13 protein-coding genes and 1 pseudogene are annotated in these 19,285 nt (G+C 68.1%); 8 read left to right on the top strand and 6 right to left on the bottom strand.

The window, feature by feature from the left end:
- Positions 1 to 4 precede the first annotated feature (4 nt).
- The 3 genes and pseudogenes from C1737_RS17535 to trmB all read right to left on the bottom strand — a co-directional run bounded on the left by C1737_RS17535 (position 5) and on the right by trmB (position 4,421).
- A pseudogene (locus C1737_RS17535) lies at positions 5 to 2,870 on the bottom strand (MMPL family transporter).
- Between the two features lie 60 nt (positions 2,871 to 2,930).
- On the bottom strand, positions 2,931 to 3,638 hold the full coding sequence (locus C1737_RS17530; RefSeq protein ID WP_369804433.1) for an NYN domain-containing protein: 708 nt from the start codon (positions 3,636 to 3,638) through the stop codon (positions 2,931 to 2,933).
- A gap of 3 nt (positions 3,639 to 3,641) precedes the next feature.
- Entirely contained in the window at positions 3,642 to 4,421 is a 780-nt protein-coding gene (gene trmB, locus C1737_RS17525; RefSeq protein ID WP_197516365.1) for a tRNA (guanosine(46)-N7)-methyltransferase TrmB, read from the bottom strand.
- Positions 4,422 to 4,592: 171 nt separating this feature from the next.
- On the opposite strand from trmB, the gene C1737_RS17520 reads away from it, so the two are divergent.
- The 5 genes from C1737_RS17520 (at position 4,593) to C1737_RS17500 (ending at position 11,797) form a co-directional block, all read left to right on the top strand.
- Positions 4,593 to 5,687, top strand: coding sequence for a hypothetical protein (locus C1737_RS17520; protein ID WP_102419026.1), 1,095 nt, complete (start codon positions 4,593 to 4,595; stop codon positions 5,685 to 5,687).
- The gene (locus tag C1737_RS17515) at positions 5,684 to 7,261 is read left to right on the top strand and encodes a hypothetical protein (protein ID WP_102420000.1); all 1,578 of its coding nucleotides are present in this window, start codon (positions 5,684 to 5,686) and stop codon (positions 7,259 to 7,261) included. The genes C1737_RS17520 and C1737_RS17515 overlap by 4 nt, the downstream gene beginning before the upstream one ends.
- A 148-nt stretch (positions 7,262 to 7,409) precedes the next feature.
- A complete protein-coding gene (locus C1737_RS17510) occupies positions 7,410 to 9,239 on the top strand; it encodes a phosphoenolpyruvate carboxykinase (GTP) (protein WP_102419025.1) in 1,830 nt (609 codons plus the stop codon).
- 89 nt (positions 9,240 to 9,328) lie between these two features.
- On the top strand, positions 9,329 to 10,846 hold the full coding sequence (gene fadD4, locus C1737_RS17505; RefSeq protein ID WP_102419024.1) for a fatty-acid--CoA ligase FadD4: 1,518 nt from the start codon (positions 9,329 to 9,331) through the stop codon (positions 10,844 to 10,846).
- Between the two features lie 3 nt (positions 10,847 to 10,849).
- The gene (locus tag C1737_RS17500; protein ID WP_102419023.1) at positions 10,850 to 11,797 is read left to right on the top strand and encodes an enoyl-CoA hydratase/isomerase family protein; all 948 of its coding nucleotides are present in this window, start codon (positions 10,850 to 10,852) and stop codon (positions 11,795 to 11,797) included.
- 17 nt (positions 11,798 to 11,814) lie between these two features.
- On the opposite strand, the gene C1737_RS17495 is transcribed toward C1737_RS17500, so the two are convergent.
- Together C1737_RS17495 and C1737_RS17490 are read right to left on the bottom strand one after the other, a co-directional pair.
- Positions 11,815 to 12,279, bottom strand: a complete 465-nt coding sequence (locus tag C1737_RS17495; protein WP_102419022.1) for a CD225/dispanin family protein — start codon at positions 12,277 to 12,279, stop codon at positions 11,815 to 11,817.
- A gap of 117 nt (positions 12,280 to 12,396) precedes the next feature.
- On the bottom strand, positions 12,397 to 13,557 hold the full coding sequence (locus C1737_RS17490; RefSeq protein ID WP_199182867.1) for an acyl-CoA dehydrogenase family protein: 1,161 nt from the start codon (positions 13,555 to 13,557) through the stop codon (positions 12,397 to 12,399).
- A gap of 75 nt (positions 13,558 to 13,632) precedes the next feature.
- Between C1737_RS17490 and C1737_RS17485 the strand changes: the two genes are divergently transcribed.
- Entirely contained in the window at positions 13,633 to 14,649 is a 1,017-nt protein-coding gene (locus C1737_RS17485; protein ID WP_233214781.1) for a MaoC family dehydratase, read from the top strand.
- Positions 14,650 to 14,679: 30 nt separating this feature from the next.
- Here C1737_RS17485 and C1737_RS17480 read toward each other — a convergent pair whose 3' ends face one another.
- Positions 14,680 to 15,474: an FkbM family methyltransferase gene (locus C1737_RS17480; protein ID WP_102419020.1), complete on the bottom strand. Its 795-nt coding sequence runs from the start codon at positions 15,472 to 15,474 to the stop codon at positions 14,680 to 14,682.
- Positions 15,475 to 15,676: 202 nt separating this feature from the next.
- On the opposite strand from C1737_RS17480, the gene C1737_RS17475 reads away from it, so the two are divergent.
- Entirely contained in the window at positions 15,677 to 17,380 is a 1,704-nt protein-coding gene (locus C1737_RS17475; RefSeq protein WP_102419019.1) for a hypothetical protein, read from the top strand.
- A gap of 87 nt (positions 17,381 to 17,467) precedes the next feature.
- Positions 17,468 to 19,189, top strand: a complete 1,722-nt coding sequence (locus C1737_RS17470) for a hypothetical protein (RefSeq protein WP_102419018.1) — start codon at positions 17,468 to 17,470, stop codon at positions 19,187 to 19,189.
- The last annotated feature ends 96 nt before the right edge of the window (positions 19,190 to 19,285 follow it).

Genomic DNA, 19,285 nt, shown 5'->3' with positions numbered 1-19,285 from the left:
GGTTTTAGAGCCGTCCCTCGCGGCGCAGCAGGTCCTGGGCGGACAGGCCGCCGCCGGAGCGACGGCGCTGGCGCGCATCGCCGTTCTCGCTCTGCCCGGGGGAGTTCAACTTCTCGGTGGCCGCGTCGGAGTCGGCACCCTCCGGCCGCATCGACGGGAACGCGGTGGTGGGTTCGGCCGCATCGGCGGGGTCGTCGGTGCGGTTGGTGGGCACCGGAATCGCCCGGGTCTGGCCGCCCGACGGTGGTGGCGGCGGCGCGGCCGGGCCCGGGGGTGGCTCTTATAAACATTTGACGGTGCCGGAGAATAGAGAGGGGGGGAGATTGCGGGTCCGTCGGCTGACCGGGCCTGGTTTGCAGGCGGGCGGTGCCGGCGGCGTCGGCCGGGGGGGCCGCGGCGCGCGTGGGCACATCCGGAATGGGCTTGGGCTCCGCCGGCCCCGGACGCGTCGCGCGCGACGGCTCGAGGGCGGCGGGGTGGGTGGGGTCGTGCGGCGCGCGTGGCGCGGCGGCGACCAGGCTGGCCCCGACCGGCGGCCGCGCGGGCCGCCCGTTGAGGGTGGGCCGCTTGCGCTCGTCGGGCAGGTCGATCTCGCCCAGCCCGATCCTGTTCTGCAGCCGCCGGGCCCAGCGGGGGGCCCACCAGCAGTCGTCGCCGAGCAGCTTCATCACCGAGGGCACCAGGAACATGCGAACCACGGTGGCGTCCAGCAGCAGCGCCGCCATCAGGCCGAATGCCAGATACTTCATCAGCACCAGGTCGGAGAATACGAACGAGCTCGCCACCACGGCCAGCACCAGGGCGGCGGCCGTGATCAGGCGCCCGGTTGTCGCGGTGCCGATCCGGATCGCTTCCGCCGTCGACATGCCGCGTTCGCGCGCCTCGACCATGCGCGACACCAGGAACACCTCGTAGTCGGTGGCCAGGCCGAAGCCCACCGCGACCACCAGTGCGATCACCACCACCATCAGGGGGGTCGGGGTGAAGTTGAGCACGCCCGACAGGTGGCCGTCGACGAAGATCCACGTCAGGATGCCCATCGTCGACCCGAGTGTCAGCGCGCTCATCAGCACCGCCTTGACCGGCAACACCACCGATCCGAACGCCAGGAACATCAACAGCAGCGTGGCGCCCAGCAGGAACACCAGCATCAGCGGAGCCTTGTCGAACAGGCTGTGGATGCTGTCCTGCTCCAGGGCGGGGGTGCCGCCGACATAGAGGTTGAGGCCCTTCGGCGGATTTATCGCCCGGAGCTCGCTGATCTTCTTGGCGGCGTCGTTCTTATTGAGCAGGCCGTTCTGAATAACGCGCACCGAGCCGTCCTTGGGCACCGTGGTCCCGTTCGGTCCGGCGACGCAGGGGTTGCCCGCGACGGTTGGGCACGGCCGCTCCTCCCAGGTCTTGTCGGTGAACCCGCCGATCGAGGAGATCCGGTTGCGGATGTCGGCGACCTGCTGGTCGGTGACCTTGCTGCCGTTGGTGCTCTGGATCACCATCGTCAGCTGCTCGGTGCGGTAGCCGGGGAAGAGCTTGTCGAAGTGTTCCTGCGCCTGGCGCACGGAATTGGTTGGCGGCAGGTACTTCTCGCTCATGCCGCCGAACGACAGGTTGCTCAGCGGGATGACGAGGAGGATCATGCCGACGGCGATCGGGATGGCGAACGCCAGCGGCCGCTTCATCACCCAGTTGACCAGCTTGCCCCAGAAGCCGGCCTCCACCTCTTCGCGGGTCTTGGTCTTCTGCAGCCGGTCGGCCAGCCAGTTCAGGTAGGCCCGCGACCACCTCCAGTTCCGCAGGAACGGCACCCGGAATGCGGTCCGCACGCCCAGCGCGTCGACGTGGCGCCCGAGGATACCCAGGCAGGCCGGCAGGAAAGTGATCGACAGCAACGCGGCAAGTCCCACCGCGGCGAAGATCGCGTAGGTCAGCGAGTGCACGAAGCCCTGCGGCAGCACCAGCAGGCTGGCGCTCGACGCGATGATCAGGACCGCCGAGAACGTCACGGTGCGCCCGGCCGTCATCACGGTGCGCCGCACGGCGGTCTCGGTGTCGTAGCCCTCGGCGATCTCCTCCCGGAACCTGCTCACCACGAAAAGCCCGTAGTCGATCGCGATACCCAGGCCGATCAGCGACACCACCGGCTGGGCGAAATAGTGCACAGGCCCGAACACGGCGACCAGTCGCAGGATGCCCAGCGAGCCCGCGATGCTGAGCCCACCCACGATGGCGGGCAGGCCCGCTGCGACCGCGCCGCCGAACACCAGGAACAGGACCACCGCCACCATCGGGACAGCAAGGACCTCCATGCGGCGCTGGTCCGTGGCGATGGTGCCGGTCAGGGCGTTGGCGATGGGCTCGAGGCCGGCCAGCTGCACGGTGCCGCCGTCGAGCTTCTGCAAGTCGGGCGCGATGGCCTTGTAATTGTTGAGGATGCTGTCGTCGTCGTCACCCTTGAGCGGGATGGACACGAAGGTGTGCTTCTTGTCCTCGCTGACCATGCCCTTGATCAGGGGGTTCGTGCTGTCGGGGGCCGCCAGCCAGCCGGCCCACCCGACGACCTGGTCGGGGTGGTCGGCCTTGAACTTGTTGAGCTCGGAGACGATCTTGTCGCGCCATGCCGCGTCGTCCACCGTTTTGCCCGGCGGGGCGGTGAAGGTGGCGACGATGTGGCTGGTGCGGTCGCGGCCGTAGGTCTGGTCGCCCAGCACCGAGGCCTTCACGGATTGGCTGCCCTCGTCGTAGAAGCCGCTCTGTGTGACATGCTTGCCGAGGCTCATCCCGAAAACCCCACCCAGCAGGCACAGAGCTACCGTGACCCCGATCACGATGTACCGGTACCGGTACACAGTTCGACCCCACCAGGCGAACACGCAAGCTCCTTACTGGATCGTTAACGACCCGCGTGGTGTCTTTCGGTTTCCAAGCCAGTGTCACACACGCGCGGTCAACAGAGCGGACAGCGGCCGGAACGGCTGCAGCCATGCTCCCTGGTCAGGCAGCGAATCCAGGCCGATTCGCGGCAATGGCTCCCGGAATACACCGCTGATGTCTTCCAGGTCGACGAAGTCCAAGGTATCCGACGCTAGCGCCCAACTCGCATGTTCGCGAAATCCGATGACCTGGACGGCGACTCCGCTGCGCGCTATCTCCTCCAGCGGTTGACGAAACGCCTGCCCGTCGGCCGAGGCCACCACCAGCGCCGCCAGCCCTTCGCTGCGCCGCAGTTCGATGTGGGCGAGCATGTCGCGGTCGACGTCGCTGTCCTCGTCGATCTTCGGCTTGGCGAACACCGCGAACCCTACGTTGCGCAGGGCGTCGACCCAGGGCCGCACGACTTCGGCGCTGCCCGGTGCGATGTTGGTGAAGACGGTGGCCTCGGGCTCGACCACGACACCCGGCCGGGCGGCGCTGACCTCGGCCGTGCGCGCCAGCAGCCAGCGTCCCAGGGCGTCGAACCGCGGACGCTCCAGGGCGGTGGGCCGCCGGCCCAGGATCGAGCCGAGCCCCATGTCGAGGTTGGGTGCGTCCCACACCAGCAGGACGCGCCCGCCCGGCGGCGAGAAGCCGCCCAGCGAGTCGTCGGGCAACGCCGCCAGGGGATCTGCCGCGGTCTGTTCTTCCGCCAGGCTCATAGTCATCGCCTACTCGTGTCGTAGCCAGATGAATTCGGTCACGGCGCTGCCCGCTTCGTGGGCCTTTGACTCGTATTTGGTGGTCGGCCGCACCACCGAGATCGGCAGCCCGGCGCCGGGACCGGCGCGACGCAGCCGCGGCTCGGCATCGCCGCAGGCGCCGATGTGTTCGGCGTAGCCGGGGTGGTCCGTCGCGACGTGGAGGACACCACCAGGGAGTAACCGGTCGGCGATCAGGCCAATCGTGCCCGGCTGCAGAAACCGGCGCTTGTGGTGACGGGCCTTCGGCCAGGGGTCGGGGAAGAAGACCCGCACCCCGGTCAGCGACCCGGGCGCGATCAACCGCTGCAGCACATCCAGCGCGTTGCCGCGGATCAACCGGATGTTGCCCACGTGCTCACGGTCGATCGCGCACAGCAGCTGAGCCAGGCCCCGCTTGTAGATCTCCACCGCGAGCACATCCACCCCCGGCTCTTCCTTCGCCATCGACAAGGTCGATGTGCCACTGCCGCAACCGATCTCGAGCACCAGCGGCGCGCGGCGACCGAACCACGCCCGGGTGTCCAGCGGCGGCTCGGCGCCTTCGGGCGCCGGGGCGCCCAGGGACAGGCCCAGCTCCGGCCACAGCCGTTCCCAGGTCCGGCGCTGGGCGTCGGACAGGGCGGAACGTCGGGAGCGGAAGGTCGATGCAGGAAGATGGCGCTGGTTGCGCGTCCCATCCGACTGCTCCGGCGCGTCGGGACACACTTCCACCCCGGGTTGCGCATGCATTTGTCCATGGTGGCCCATAAACCGGTGATGTAGCCGCCCCTGGTCCAGATTGATACCCAACAGTTGCCTTCAGCTGGTAACAGTCAAACGGTGGCTCGCATCAAAGTGACGCAGGTGCCACCATTCGCTGGAACCCGATCGGCCCCCGGGTCGGGCCCGTCGAACCGCATGCAGGACATTTGAGGGGATATGAGGGGACAAGGACACCAGGATTTCGTCGACGAGCTGGCACGCTTCGCCGCCGGCCACGCCGACCCGCGCGTCACGGAGATCGCCGAGCGAACGGCCGCCGCGCTGCGCGTGCTCGTCCGGGGGCGGCCCGGCGTGGGCCGTGGCACGGTGGCCCGCGCGCTGGGCGGCGCCGGAGCCGCCGCGGGCGTCTCGGTGACAACCGCCGACGACCGCGACGCCGACCTGCTGGTGTACGTGACCGCCGAGGTGGTCAAGCCCGAGGACGTCGACGCGATCGGCGGCGCCGGACGCCCGGTGGTGGCGGTGCTGAACAAGGCCGACCTGACCGGGTCCCTGTCCCGCGGCGACGGGCCGATCGCGGCGGCGCGAACCCGCTGCGCCGAACTGGAGGCCGTGCTGGGCGCCCCCATGGTCCCGATGACCGGCCTGCTCGCGGCCGCCGCGCTCGACGACCTGGACGCCGCGTTGTGGGCGGCGCTGCGGACGCTGGCCGCGCACCCGGGCGCGGCGACCGCGCTCGACGGTTCGTTCGCCGGGTTCCTGGCCGCCGACAACCCGGTCACGGCCGACGTGCGACGGCGCCTGCTGGACACCCTGGACCTGTTCGGCATCGCGCTCGCAGTCGCCGCGATCCGGCAGGGCAGAACGGTCCCGCAGGTGCGGGCCCTGCTCCGTCGGACGAGCGGTGTCGACGCCGTCCTGTCCCACATCTCGATCGCCGGCGCCGAGGCGCGCTACCAGCGGGTGCTGGACGCCGTCGCGGACCTGGAGGCGCTGGCCGTCGGCCCGGGTGAATCCGCCGAGCGGATCGGTGCGTTCCTGTCCCACGACGACACCGTGGTCGCGCGGATGGCGGCCGCCGTCGACCTGGCCGAGGCGGCCGGGCTGGACCCTGACAACTCGGGACGCGCCGACTGGAACCGCGACCCGTCCGCGCACCTGCCGCGCGCGGTGCGGTGGCAGCGCTACAGCCGCGCGTCGGTCAGCGACCTGCACCGCGCCTGCGGCGCCGACATCGCTCGGGGATCGATGCGGTTGTGGTCGCAGGCCTGCGGATCGCTGCCCACCCCGCCGCCGGGGGACTGGCGGTGAACGGGGAGGCGCACGACGATCCGGTGGCCGCGGTCGACGCGCTGGTGGCGGGCATCGGACCGGAGCTGGACGCCCCCGCCGTCCACCGCCGCGACGTGGTGCTGGTGACCGGACCGTGGATGTCCGGGGTCAGCGCGGTGGCGGCGGTGCTGACCGAACGGCTGCCTGACCAGAAATTCGTCGAGTCGGCGGAGCTGGGTCCCGGCGAGGTGCCGACGGCGGTGGTGTTCGTCGTCTCGGCGGCCGCCCAGCTCACGCCGTCCGACTGCGCGTTGCTGGACGCCGCCGCCGCACACACCGACGTGGTCGTCGGGGTGGTGTCCAAGATCGACGTGCACCGCGCGTGGCGCGACGTGCTGGCCGCCAACCGCGAGACGCTGGCCGCGCACGCGCGGCGGTACGGCGGCGTGCCCTGGGTGGGCGCGGCCGCGTTGCCCGACGTCGGCGAACCAGACATCGACGAGCTGGTGGAAACCGTATCGGCGCAACTGGCCGATCCCGCACTGGCGCGCCGAAACAGGTTGCGGGCGTGGGAATTCCGGTTGGAGACCGTCGCGCAGCGGTTCGACCGCGACGCCGACGGCGCCGGGCGGCGGGCCCGGGTCGACGCGTTGCGCGACGAGCGCAGCACGGCGCTGCGGCAGCGGCGGGAGGCCAAAACCGAGCGCACGATCACGCTGCGCGGCCAGATCCAGCAGGCGCGCGTCCAGCTGTCCCACTTCGCGCGCAACCGCTGCTCGTCGGTGCGCACCGAGCTGCAGGAGGACGTCGCGGGATTGTCCCGGCGCGACATGCCCGGCTTCGAGGCGCACACCCGCGGCCGGCTGGGCGAGGTCGTCGCCGAAGTGAACGAGGGCACCGCCACCCAGCTCGCCGACGTCGCGCAGGTGGTGGGGGTCGCGACGACCCTGCCGGCCCTCGAGGAACTGCCGACGGTCGACGTCCCGCCGCCGCCGCTGAAATCCCGCCGGCACGAAACCTGGCTGCTGATGCTGCTGGGCGCCGGCTTCGGCCTGGGTGTGGCGCTGACTTTGAGCCGCCTGCTGAACGGGCTGGCCGCGCGGCTCAGCCCCGCGCTGTCCGTCGTCACGGCGGTGACATGCGTGGCGGTCGGGCTGGCGGTCACCCTCCTGGTGATCAACATCCGCAGCCTGCTGCGCGACCGTGCGCTGCTGGACCGCTGGGCGGGCGACGTGACGTCATCCCTGCGGTCGGTGGCCGAGGAATTGGTCGCCACCCGCGTCCTGGTGGCCGAGTCGGTGCTGAGCAAGGCGGTGCTGGCCCAGGACGAGGTGGAGAACGCCGAGGTGAGCGAGCAGGTCAGCGCGATCGACCGCGAACTGCGTGCCCACGCCATGGCCGCGTCGCGGGCCGCCGCCGCGCGGGACCGCGAGATGCCCACGGTGCAGGCGGCCCTCGACGCCGTGCGTGCAGAACTCGGTGAAGCGGGTATTCCGCCCGTCGGCGGCTCCGCTTCGGACGCGGAGCAGGACGGCGAACACGAAGTAACCGAAAAACCGGCTTCTAGGAGCGGTGATGGCGATTCTGCGGAGTCTTCTGAATCGTTGTTGTGAGAAGGCTTATACCTGCCCGAGACTTCCCCGACAAGATCCTCACGATAACCTGTAGTTAACGCCACCATGTCAACCGTTGTGTGGGCGACCGCATACGCGATAGGCACCCAAAGAAGCCCGAGTACGACGAAGAATTCAGGAGACTTCGATGACCTCAGCGACCATTCCCGGTTTGGATACCGCGCCCACTAAACATCAAGGGCTGCTGTCGTGGGTGCAGGAGGTCGCCGAGCTCACCCAGCCCGAGCGGGTGGTCTTCGCCGACGGTTCCGACGAGGAGTGGCAGCGGCTGACGGATCAGCTCGTCGAGGCGGGCACCTTCAAGCGGCTGAACCCGCACAACCACCCCAACTCCTTCCTGGCGCTGTCCGACCCTTCCGACGTGGCCCGCGTCGAGTCCCGCACCTTCATCTGCTCCGAACGCAAGGAAGACGCCGGGCCGACCAACAACTGGATGGACCCCGCCGAGATGCGGTCCACCCTGACCGACCTGTACCGCGGCTGCATGCGCGGGCGCACCATGTACGTGGTGCCGTTCTGCATGGGCCCGCTCGGCGCCGAGGACCCCAAGCTGGGCGTGGAGATCACCGACTCCGAATACGTCGTCGTCTCGATGAAGGTGATGACCCGGATGGGCAAGGCCGCGCTGGAGAAGCTGGGCGACGACGGGTTCTTCGTCAAGGCCCTGCACTCCGTCGGCGCGCCGCTGGAGCCGGGCCAAGAAGACGTGCCGTGGCCGTGCAGTGACACGAAGTACATCACCCACTTCCCCGAGACCCGCGAGATCATGAGCTACGGGTCCGGCTACGGCGGCAACGCCCTGCTGGGCAAGAAGTGCTACTCGCTGCGCATCGCGTCGGCCATGGCCCACGACGAGGGCTGGCTGGCCGAGCACATGCTGATCCTCAAGCTCATCTCCCCGGAGAACAAGGCCTACTACTTCGCCGCGGCGTTCCCGTCGGCGTGCGGCAAGACGAACCTGGCCATGCTGCAGCCGACCATCCCCGGCTGGCGTGCCGAGACGCTCGGTGACGACATCGCCTGGCTGCGGTTCGGCAAGGACGGCCGCCTGTACGCCGTCAACCCCGAGTTCGGGTTCTTCGGTGTCGCCCCGGGCACCAACTGGAAGTCCAACCCCAACGCCATGCGCACCATCGAGGCCGGCAACACCGTCTTCACCAACGTCGCGCTCACCGACGAGGACGAGGTGTGGTGGGAGGGCCTGGAGGGCAGCCCCGAGCACCTGATCGACTGGAAGGGCAACGACTGGTACTTCCGTGAGACGGAAACCACTGCCGCGCACCCGAATTCGCGCTACTGCACGCCGATGTCGCAGTGCCCGATCCTGGCGCCGGAGTGGGACGACCCGCAGGGCGTGCCGATCTCGGGCATCCTGTTCGGCGCGCGTCGCAAGACCACGGTGCCGCTGGTGACTCAGGCCCGCAACTGGCAGCACGGCGTGTTCATGGGGGCCACCATGGGCAGCGAGCAGACCGCCGCCGCCGAGGGCAAGGTGGGCACCGTGCGCCGCGACCCGATGGCCATGCTGCCGTTCCTGGGCTACCACGTCGGCGACTACTTCCAGCACTGGCTGGACCTGGGCAAGAACTCCGACGAGTCCAAGCTGCCGCAGGTGTTCTTCGTCAACTGGTTCCGCCGCGACGCGGACGGCGACTTCCTGTGGCCGGGCTTCGGCGAGAACAGCCGGGTGCTGAAGTGGATCGTCGACCGCATCGAGCACCGGGCCGGCGGCCAGGACACCCCGATCGGCATCGTGCCGACCGCCGGCGACCTCGACCTGGACGGGCTCGACGTCGGCAGCGACGCCGTGACCCAGGCGTTGGCCGTCCGTGCCGACGAGTGGCGCAAGGAGCTCCCGTCGATCGAGGAGTGGTTCGAGTTCATCGGCGAGCGGCTCCCGACCGGCGTGAAGGACGAGTTCGAGGCGCTCAAGCAGCGGCTGGGCGACGCCGACTAGGTCGGGCTAGCCACCGGCCCCTCGGCGCGGCGCGACCGGCACCGTGACCACTTGACACCCGTCAAGTTTTTCGGCGGTACAGTCTGCGCATGCAGATTCGCGAGCATTGCGGCGCCGATAAGCCCGCCGTCATTCTTCACCCGTCCGGCACCGTCGTCACCTTCGATGAGCTGGAGGCGCGGGCCAACCGGCTGGCGCACCATTTCCGGCGCGCGGGCCTCACCGAGGGCGACGTCGTCGCCGTCCTCATGGAGAACAACGAGCACATGCACGCGGTCATGTGGGCGGCACGCCGCAGCGGCCTGTACTACGTGCCGATCAACACCCACTTGACCCCGGCCGAGGCCGCCTACATCGTGGACAACAGCGCCGCCAGGGCGATCATCGGGTCGGCGGCGCTGCGCAAAACCTGCGAGAACCTGGCCGAGCACCTGCCGGGCGGCCTGCCCGAACTGCGGATGATCGCAGACGACGAATTAGACGGCTGGCAGCGCTACCCCGAATGCGTTGCCGCCGAGCCGGACACCCCGATCGACGACGAGCTCGAAGGCGACCTGCTGCAGTATTCGTCGGGGACCACCGGCCGGCCCAAGGGCATCAAGCGCGCATTGCCGCACGTGCCGCCGGCCGAGGCGCCGGGCATGATGTCGGCCCTGGTCAGTTTCTGGATGAACCCCGATTCGGTCTATCTGAGCCCCGCCCCGCTGTACCACACCGCCCCGTCGGTGTGGTCGATGAGCGCGCAGGCCGGCGGGATCACCACGGTGGTGCTGGAGAAGTTCGATCCCGAAGGCTGCCTGGACGCCATCGAGCGCTACCGCGTCACGCACGGCCAGTTCGTCCCGGCCATGTTCACCCGGATGCTGAAACTGCCTGAAACCGTGCGTAATTCGTACGACCTGTCCAGCCTGCAGCGGGTGATGCACGCGGCGGCGCCGTGCCCGGTGGAGATCAAGAAGCAGATGATGGACTGGTGGGGGCCGATCATCGACGAGTACTACGCCTCCTCCGAGGCGATCGGCTCGACCCTGATCAGCGCCGAGGAGTGGCTGGCGCACCCGGGCTCGGTCGGCAAGCCGATGGCCTGCGAGATCCACATCCTCGACGAGAACGGTGACGAGCTGCCGCCCGGCCAGGCCGGCGAAATCTATTTCGCCGGCGGCTATTCCTTCGAGTACCTCAACGACGAGGCGAAGACCGCCGCGTCCCGCGACACGCACGGGTGGGTGACCGTCGGCGACGTCGGTTATGTGGACGACGAGGGCTACCTGTACCTGACCGACCGCCGCCATCACATGATCATCTCGGGTGGGGTGAACATCTACCCGCAGGAGACCGAGAACCTTCTGGTCACCCACCCGAAGGTGTTGGACGCGGCCGTCTTCGGCGTCCCCGATGACGAGATGGGGCAACGCGTGCTGGCGGCCGTGCAGACCGTCGACCCCGCCGACGCCACCGACGAGTTCGCCGACGAGCTGCTGACCTGGCTACGGGATCGCCTGGCGCACTACAAGTGTCCGCGGTCGATCGCGTTCGAGGCGCAGCTGCCGCGCACCGACACCGGCAAGCTCTACAAGAACGGGCTGATCGAGAAATACTCGGTGTGACCCATGCTCCGGGTGGTCCCGATCTGCAGCCGACCGGATCCCGGTTCGGCCTCGCCGCCGGGCGTCGTCGTCGCCTACGGCTCCGCCGCCGACATCGCCGCGGGCGAATCCTGGCTTCAGGAAGCGACTTTCACCCTTACTGAGGATGAGTGCGCCGATCGCAAGGTCATCACCGTGCGGTCGGTCCCCGACGCCCTGGCCGAGCTGACCGAGCGCTGTCGGCGCTGGCCGCACGCCAGTAGCGTCTGCGACGACGTGTTGCGCGCGGTCGATCCGGACGGCCCGGCGCTGACCGCGGTGGTGACCGAGTCGCTGGCGTACTCGACCCTGCAGGCCGGCCCGGAATTCGCGCGCTGGCTGACCGAGCGCGGCCCGGCCCGGATGCCCGACATCGTCGATCCGGTGCGGGCCGAACGCGACGGCGACACGCTGCGTATCGCGTTCAACCGGCCGCAACGCCACAACGCGTTCTCCACCGACGCGCGGGCCGCCCTGCTGGAGGCGCTGGCCGTCGCGCAACTGGACCCGTCGGTGACCGGGATCGCGTTGAGCGGCAACGGTCCGTCGTTCTGCAGCGGCGGAGACCTCGCCGAATTCGGCACCTTCGCCGACCCGGCGAGCGCGCACCTGGCGCGCACCCGGCACAGCCCCGCCCTGGCCCTCGACGCGCTCACCGCCCGGCTCGGACCCGCCTGCAGGGCGGAGGTGCACGGCCGGGTGCTGGGCAGCGGGCTCGAGATGGCGGCGTTCTGCGGATGGGTGGGCGCGCGCGACGATTCGGTTTTCGGGCTGCCCGAATTGCAGCTGGGGCTGATCCCCGGCGCCGGCGGAACGCTCAGCGTCACCCGCCGGATCGGCCGGTGGCGCACCGCCTATCTCGTGTTGTCGGGCCGCACCATCGGCGCCGACACCGCGCTGGCCTGGGGACTGGTCGACGCGATCCGCGACTGAAAGGGCCTAAAGCGTTGTCAGAAGCCCGAATACGTGGTGGTCGTGGTCGACGGCAGGTGGGAGACGGCGAAGACGCCGATGGCAACGTAGACGAGCACGAGGATGACGGCGAAGACGGCCCCGACAATGGCGCCGATGATGGCCCACTTCTTGGCGTTGTTGGCCGCCTCCTGGGCCTCGGCGTATCGGCCCTGGGCCCACAGCCCGGACACCTTGGTGGAGTAGACGATCGAGACGATCCCGAGCGGCAGACAGCACAGCACGGTGCACAGGATGGCCCAGACGAGGTAGTTCTCGGGTTCCGGCTGGCCCGGCCAGCCCGGCTGGGGCGGCGGCCAACCCGGTTGCTGACCCGGCCAGCCCGGGGGCTGGCCCTGCCAAGCCGGCGGTTGGCCCTGCCAAGCCGGCGGTTGGCCCTGCCATTCCGGCGGCTGACCCTGCCATTCCGGCGAGCCTTCATGCGGCCCTGGGGGATAACTCATGGCAGCCGACTTTCTTTCGTTGCAGTAACTTTTGCTCCCGCGCCGCTTTGCTGGTGGGAGAAGTCAGGCAAGGATACAGGACCCGTCGGCGTCAAGCCCGCACATTCGTGCTCGCGCTCAGATACCACCCCGCGCGACCAGTTGCCCGGCGATCACGTTGCGCTGAATCTCATTGGTGCCCTCGCCGACAATCATCAGGGGGGCGTCACGGAAGTAGCGCTCCACGTCGTATTCGCACGAGTAGCCGTAACCGCCGTGAATCCGCACGGCGTTCAGGGCGATCTCCATCGCCACCTCGGAGGCGAACAGCTTGGCCATGCCGGCCTCCATGTCGCAGCGTTCGCCACTGTCGTAGCGTTCGGCGGCGTAGCGGGTGAGCTGCCGGGCTGCGGTCAGTTTGGTGGCCATGTCGGCCAGGTAGTTGCCGACCGACTGGTGCTTCCAGATCGGTTGGCCGAAGCTCTCCCGTTGCTGCGCATAGGCCAGCGCGTCCTCGAGTGCCGCCGTGGCCACGCCCAGGGCGCGGGCAGCCACCTGGATGCGCCCGGTCTCGAGCCCCTTCATCATTTGCGAAAAGCCTTCGCCCATGCGGCCGCCCAGCACCGCCGACTGGGGCGCACAGAAGTCGTCGAAGGACAGCTCGCAGGACTCGACGCCCTTGTAGCCCAGCTTCGGCAGGTCCCGCGATACCGTCAGGCCGGGACCCGGCTGGACGAGCACGATCGAGATGCCCCGGTGCCGCGGTGTGGCGTTCGGATCGGTCTTGCACAGCAGCGCGATCAGCCCGGACCGCCGCGCGTTGCTGATCCACGTCTTGGCGCCGTTGATCCGCAGGCCGCCGGGGGTGCCGTCCGCGCCCTTAACGGGCAAGGCCGTCGTCGTCATGTTCTGCAGGTCCGAGCCGCCACCCGGTTCCGTCAGCGCCATGGTGGCGCGCAGCTCGCCGGTGGCCATCGCCGGCAGGTAGGTCCGCTTCTGCTCCTCGGTCCCGAACAGCGTCAGCAGCTTGGCCACCACGGTGTGCCCGCCCATCGCGCCGGCCAGGCTCATCCACCCGCGCGCCAGCTCCTCGGTGACCCGGACGTAGCACGGCATGGACACCGGCGACCCCCCGTATTCCTCGGGAATCGCCAGGCCGTAGATGCCGATTCGCTTCATCTGCTCGATCCACGCCTCGGGATAGGTGTTGGCGTGCTCGACCTCGCGGACGGTGGGCTTGACGTCGCGGTCGATGAACGCCCGCACCGTGGCCACCAGCATCTCTTCTTCGTCGTTCACCTGCGCGCATCCTCCGGCTTGATGGTGGCGACCCGCTTCGCCCACCGATTCCACAGCCTGCCAGCATGTGGCGTTGTGACTAGTGACGGGTACGCGGGAATCCGTGCCGGCGGGCCGTACTTCGACGATCTCGCGGTCGGCCAGGTCTTCGACTGGGCGCCCGCGGCGACCCTGTCGTCGGGATTGGCCGCCGCCCACCAGGCGATCGTGGGGGACCGGCTGCGGCTCGCGCTGGACGCCGGCCTGTGCGCGGCCGTGACTGGCCTGCCCGCCCCGCTCGCGCATCCGGCGCTGGTCTGCGACGTGGCGATCGGGCAATCGACACTGGCCACCCAGCGGGTCAAGGCCAACCTGTTCTACCGCGGACTCACCTTCCACCGCTTCCCCGTCATCGGCGATTCCCTCTACACCCGCACGGAAGTGGTTGGGCTGCGCGCGAACTCGCTCAAGCCGGGCCGGGCGCCGACCGGCCTGGCGGCGCTGCGAATGACCACCGTCGACCAGGACGACCGGTTGGTGCTCGACTTCTACCGGTGCGGCATGCTGCCGGCCAGCCCGGATTGGCAGCCCGATGACGCACCGGGGGACGATCTGTCCACCGTCGGCGCCGACGTGCCGGGCCCCGCCACCGATCCGGCCGCGCAGTGGGACGGTGAAGTGTTCCGCTCCAGGGTGCCCGGCCCGCACTTCGACCCGGGGCTGGCCGGTGCCGTGCTGCACAGCACAGGCGACGTGGTCAGCGGTGCGCCGGAGCTCGCCCGGCTCACCCTGAACATCGCCGCCACACACCATGATTCGCGGGTGGCAGGCCGACGGCTGGTGTACGGCGGGCACACCATCGGGCTGGCTCTGGCGCAGGCGAGCAGGCTGCTGCCCAACCTGGTGACGGTGCTGGGCTGGGAGTCCTGCGATCACACCGGGCCCGTCCACGAAGGCGACACCCTGTACAGCGAGTTGCACGTCGAGTCCGTGGAGCCGGCCGGCCAGGGCGGCGTGCTGCGGCTACGGTCGCTGGTCTACGCAGTCGGCGACGGGGCGGGCGAGGCGGACCGCGCGGTGCTGGACTGGCGATTCAGCGCGCTGCAGTTCTGAAGGCGCTCACGCCGGTTTGACCGCACGGCCTCAAGCCTCGTTAGGAACGAAGACGAAATTGTTGACGTAGACGCCGCGCGCCGCCCACCCATCCTCGGCGCCGCCGATGTTCGCCGGATTCTGATGTTTGGTCGCGTCGAACTGTTCGACCGGTATTCGAGCGCCGCCGAGGTCGAAATAGCCCGCGTAGCCCAGGCCGGTCAACAACGCGGTGATCTCCAACACGGCGTTGGGGTGATGGCGCTCCTCGGCTTCCACGAGAACCGCCGGCCGGTTGCGCGTGAGGGTGTCCTGGGCGCCGCGCAACACGGCCAGTTCGTGGCCTTCGACATCGATCTTGATCAGCCCGACATTGTCCAGGTGCAGATCGTCGAGGCGCTTGACCGGCACGTCGATGCTGTGCACCCGGCCGGCGCTCACATCGCCTAGCACGTTGCCGGTATCGATCGTGCTGCGGCCCGGTTCCGCCTCGACGATCCGCATGGCCGCCGCGCCGGGCTTGTCCGACAGCGCCACCGCCTCCACCCGCGCCGCGACGCCGACCGCGTTGAACATCGCCGCCAGATCGCGGGCCTGGGCCGGCCTGGGTTCGAAAGCGATGACCGATTGCGAAGATGGCAACATCGCGATCGTGAACTCGCCGACATCGGCTCCGATGTCCAGTGAAACCCGCGTCGGATCGCACAGAGATGCCGCCAGTTGCACGTCCGGGCGGGATTCACCGAGGCGCTGCAGGATGCGGTATCTGCGCCGCCAGAACAGGCGTGGTGCGACCGACTTTGCCGCGGGGGCGAGCCATTGTTTGGCTGAGTGTGCGACGGGCATCTGTCATGCCTTCCAGCGGCCTGTTGCCGAGCTCTCAGCATAGTCGCCGAGTCGTGCCCGCGAACGCTTCCGATGTCGCGAATGCGTCCGATTCGCCACACCGCCGCGCAACTTTCATGGCGCGGCAGGTATGGCCGGCCGCCGACAATCTCGGCGTGCGAAACGTCAACCACGGCAAACCGCAAGTCCCATACTGTAGACGATGGTTCGTCGGTCAAAACAGGTGCTCGTTGGGGTCGCGTGCGCCGCACTGGTGATGTCCGGATGGGATCGCCCCTCCGGCACCTCCCCGCTGACCGCCTTGGTTATTCCGCCGATCTTGGCCGATGTTCAGCAAATCCCTAATCCGTTGCGTGGGCAGTATGAGGGTCTGTTGCAGCCGTTGTTTCCGCAGGGTAATCCGGCGCAGGGTCGGTATACGGGGTGGCATGGGTCCAACGACGCCAGTTTGCGGGTTTCGTGGCGGCAGTTGCAGCCCATTGATCCGCGTACGTTGCCGGCCGATGCCCCCGATGAACGTAAGTTCGATTTCGGGGTGATCGATACCGCGCTGCGGCAGTTGGCGATCCGCAATATGCGGTTGATGCTGCGGGTGTATGCCTACAACTCTTCGGGTGATGGCTCCTACCCGTACGGCAACAACATCGAGGTTCCGGATTGGCTGGCGGCCAGGCCCGGTGCCACCACCAGCTATCCCGGGCGGTCGAACACCCTCGCGGGCTCGGCGACGCAGGTGGTGCCCAATTGGAACGATCCCGGCTATCTGGATGCGTTTTCTCAGTTGCTCGCCGCGCTCGGGCGTCGTTATGACCGTGATGAGCGGCTGAGCGTGTTCGAGTTCTCCGGGTACGGGGATTTCAGCGAGAACCACATCGCCTATCTGCGGGACTGGCTGGGGGCGCCGGGACCGGCGCCGGAGGAAAGTGTGGCGAAGCTGGGGTATTACAGCCAGTGGCGTGATCAGAGCATCACCGCCGATTCCATTCGCCGGCTGGTGGCGGCCAATGTGAACGCGTTCCCTAATACCCGGTTGGTGGTCACCGTGCCCAATCCGGAGATCGTGCGCCAGCTGTTCACCGACGAGGTCACCAAGAAACTGTCCGCGCCGGTGGGCGTCCGCTCGGATTGTCTTGGTGTCTACCCGATGTTGCCCGCTTGGGCGGACTTGAAAGAGTCGTATTACGTCCAGAAGAACGACCCGCTGGTCAACCAGATCAAAGACCGGCTGGCCTCGACGCTGGTGGTCACCGAATGGTGCCAGTTGCCCTACGAATCCGACCCGCAGACCTACTACGAAGCCGCCCTGCATGACGTGGTCACCTATCACGTGTCGATGACGTCGAGCTTCAATTTCCCGGACTGGCTGGCGACGACGCCGATGCTGCCGGTTTTGTATGTGCTGTGGGCGAAGGCCAACGCGTTCTCTGGTTACCGCTACTCGGTGCAGGTGCTGGCCGGATCGGAGTCGATCCTCAACGGGGTCGCTCAGATCCCGCTCACCTGGACCAACTACGGCGCCGCCGCCACGGTCGAGAATTGGGTCGTCCATTATCTGCTGGTGGATTGGTGGGGCAACCTGATCGAGACGCTGCCCTCAACGATGGATTTGAAGACCCTGGTCCCTACTCCTGGCCGAGGTCCCGGCGGGATGGCGGTCCAGGCATCACGCACCGAATCGGTGTCGGTCGACATGAAGACCTTGGCGCCGGGGCACTACACGCTGCGCGCCACCGTGGACTGGCAACAGCACAAACCGGGCGCCTCCTACGTGATGAACTATCCGCCCATGAATCTGGCCCGCGATGGACGCGACGAACTGGGGTCCTATCCGATCGAGACGATCGACATCCCCTACAACACCCTGACCACCCCCGTCGGCAAGAACCGCGCCGACAACCCCCGGTAAGCACAGGGCCAGCGAGCGAGGTCAGCTGCACCCACTGCACGACCCCGAAAACGTGAGTCAAGCCTGGTCGCGCGCTCCATACTGGGGATGATGGGTCGTTGTTCGAAGATAACGGTGGTGGCCGTGGCTGTGTCCGTGGCCGCGTGCGCCGCGCTGGCGCCGGCCGCACGGGCTGCTCCGAGCGACACCGCGGTGCTGACCGCCTTGGTTATTCCGCCGATCTTGGCCGATGTTCAGCAAATCCCTAATCCGTTGCGTGGGCAGTATGAGGGTCTGTTGCAGCCGTTGTTTCCGCAGGGTAATCCGGCGCAGGGTCGGTATACGGGGTGGCATGGGTCCAACGACGCCAGTTTGCGGGTTTCGTGGCGGCAGTTGCAGCCCATTGATCCGCGTACGTTGCCGGCCGATGCCCCCGATGAACGTAAGTTCGATTTCGGGGTGATCGATACCGCGCTGCGGCAGTTGGCGATCCGCAATATGCGGTTGATGCTGCGGGTGTATGCCTACAACTCTTCGGGTGATGGCTCCTACCCGTACGGCAACAACATCGAGGTTCCGGATTGGCTGGCGGCCAGGCCCGGTGCCACCACCAGCTATCCCGGGCGGTCGAACACCCTCGCGGGCTCGGCGACGCAGGTGGTGCCCAATTGGAACGATCCCGGCTATCTGGATGCGTTTTCTCAGTTGCTCGCCGCGCTCGGGCGTCGTTATGACCGTGATGAGCGGCTGAGCGTGTTCGAGTTCTCCGGGTACGGGGATTTCAGCGAGAACCACATCGCCTATCTGCGGGACTGGCTGGGGGCGCCGGGACCGGCGCCGGAGGAAAGTGTGGCGAAGCTGGGGTATTACAGCCAGTGGCGTGATCAGAGCATCACCGCCGATTCCATTCGCCGGCTGGTGGCGGCCAATGTGAACGCGTTCCCTAATACCCGGTTGGTGGTCACCGTGCCCAATCCGGAGATCGTGCGCCAGCTGTTCACCGACGAGGTCACCAAGAAACTGTCCGCGCCGGTGGGCGTCCGCTCGGATTGTCTTGGTGTCTACCCGATGTTGCCCGCTTGGGCGGACTTGAAAGAGTCGTATTACGTCCAGAAGAACGACCCGCTGGTCAACCAGATCAAAGACCGGCTGGCCTCGACGCTGGTGGTCACCGAATGGTGCCAGTTGCCCTACGAATCCGACCCGCAGACCTACTACGAAGCCGCCCTGCATGACGTGGTCACCTATCACGTGTCGATGACGTCGAGCTTCAATTTCCCGGACTGGCTGGCGACGACGCCGATGCTGCCGGTTTTGTATGTGCTGTGGGCGAAGGCCAACGCGTTCTCTGGTTACCGCTACTCGGTGCAGGTGCTGGCCGGATCGGAGTCGATCCTCAACGGGGTCGCTCAGATCCCGCTCACCTGGACCAACTACGGCGCCGCCGCCACGGTCGAGAATTGGGTCGTCCATTATCTGCTGGTGGATTGGTGGGGCAACCTGATCGAGACGCTGCCCTCAACGATGGATTTGAAGACCCTGGTCCCTACTCCTGGCCGAGGTCCCGGCGGGATGGCGGTCCAGGCATCACGCACCGAATCGGTGTCGGTCGACATGAAGACCTTGGCGCCGGGGCACTACACGCTGCGCGCCACCGTGGACTGGCAACAGCACAAACCGGGCGCCTCCTACGTGATGAACTATCCGCCCATGAATCTGGCCCGCGATGGACGCGACGAACTGGGGTCCTATCCGATCGAGACGATCGACATCCCCTACAACACCCTGACCACCCCCGTCGGCAAGAACCGCGCCGACAACCCCCGGTAAGCACAGGGCAGTCAGGAACCGCGGCGCTGTCGAAAATCACGCGAAGGTCAAAGACATGGCGTCCCAACGGCTCCGCCGCCTTCGGGCGATGGACGC

The sequence above is a fragment of the Mycobacterium sp. 4858 genome, from assembly GCF_900240975.1.
GTDB lineage: Bacteria > Actinomycetota > Actinomycetes > Mycobacteriales > Mycobacteriaceae > Mycobacterium.
This window is presented reverse-complemented; position numbering and strand designations above follow the sequence as displayed.

Coding starts and splice junctions, on each gene's coding strand:
- C1737_RS17530 (WP_369804433.1), bottom strand. CDS start 3,638: ATGACTATGAGCCTGGCGGAAGAACAGACCGCGGCAGATCCCCTGGCG.
- trmB (WP_197516365.1), bottom strand. CDS start 4,421: ATGGGCCACCATGGACAAATGCATGCGCAACCCGGGGTGGAAGTGTGT.
- C1737_RS17520 (WP_102419026.1), top strand. CDS start 4,593: ATGAGGGGACAAGGACACCAGGATTTCGTCGACGAGCTGGCACGCTTC.
- C1737_RS17510 (WP_102419025.1), top strand. CDS start 7,410: ATGACCTCAGCGACCATTCCCGGTTTGGATACCGCGCCCACTAAACAT.
- fadD4 (WP_102419024.1), top strand. CDS start 9,329: ATGCAGATTCGCGAGCATTGCGGCGCCGATAAGCCCGCCGTCATTCTT.
- C1737_RS17500 (WP_102419023.1), top strand. CDS start 10,850: ATGCTCCGGGTGGTCCCGATCTGCAGCCGACCGGATCCCGGTTCGGCC.
- C1737_RS17495 (WP_102419022.1), bottom strand. CDS start 12,279: ATGAGTTATCCCCCAGGGCCGCATGAAGGCTCGCCGGAATGGCAGGGT.
- C1737_RS17480 (WP_102419020.1), bottom strand. CDS start 15,474: ATGCCCGTCGCACACTCAGCCAAACAATGGCTCGCCCCCGCGGCAAAG.
- C1737_RS17475 (WP_102419019.1), top strand. CDS start 15,677: ATGGTTCGTCGGTCAAAACAGGTGCTCGTTGGGGTCGCGTGCGCCGCA.
- C1737_RS17470 (WP_102419018.1), top strand. CDS start 17,468: ATGATGGGTCGTTGTTCGAAGATAACGGTGGTGGCCGTGGCTGTGTCC.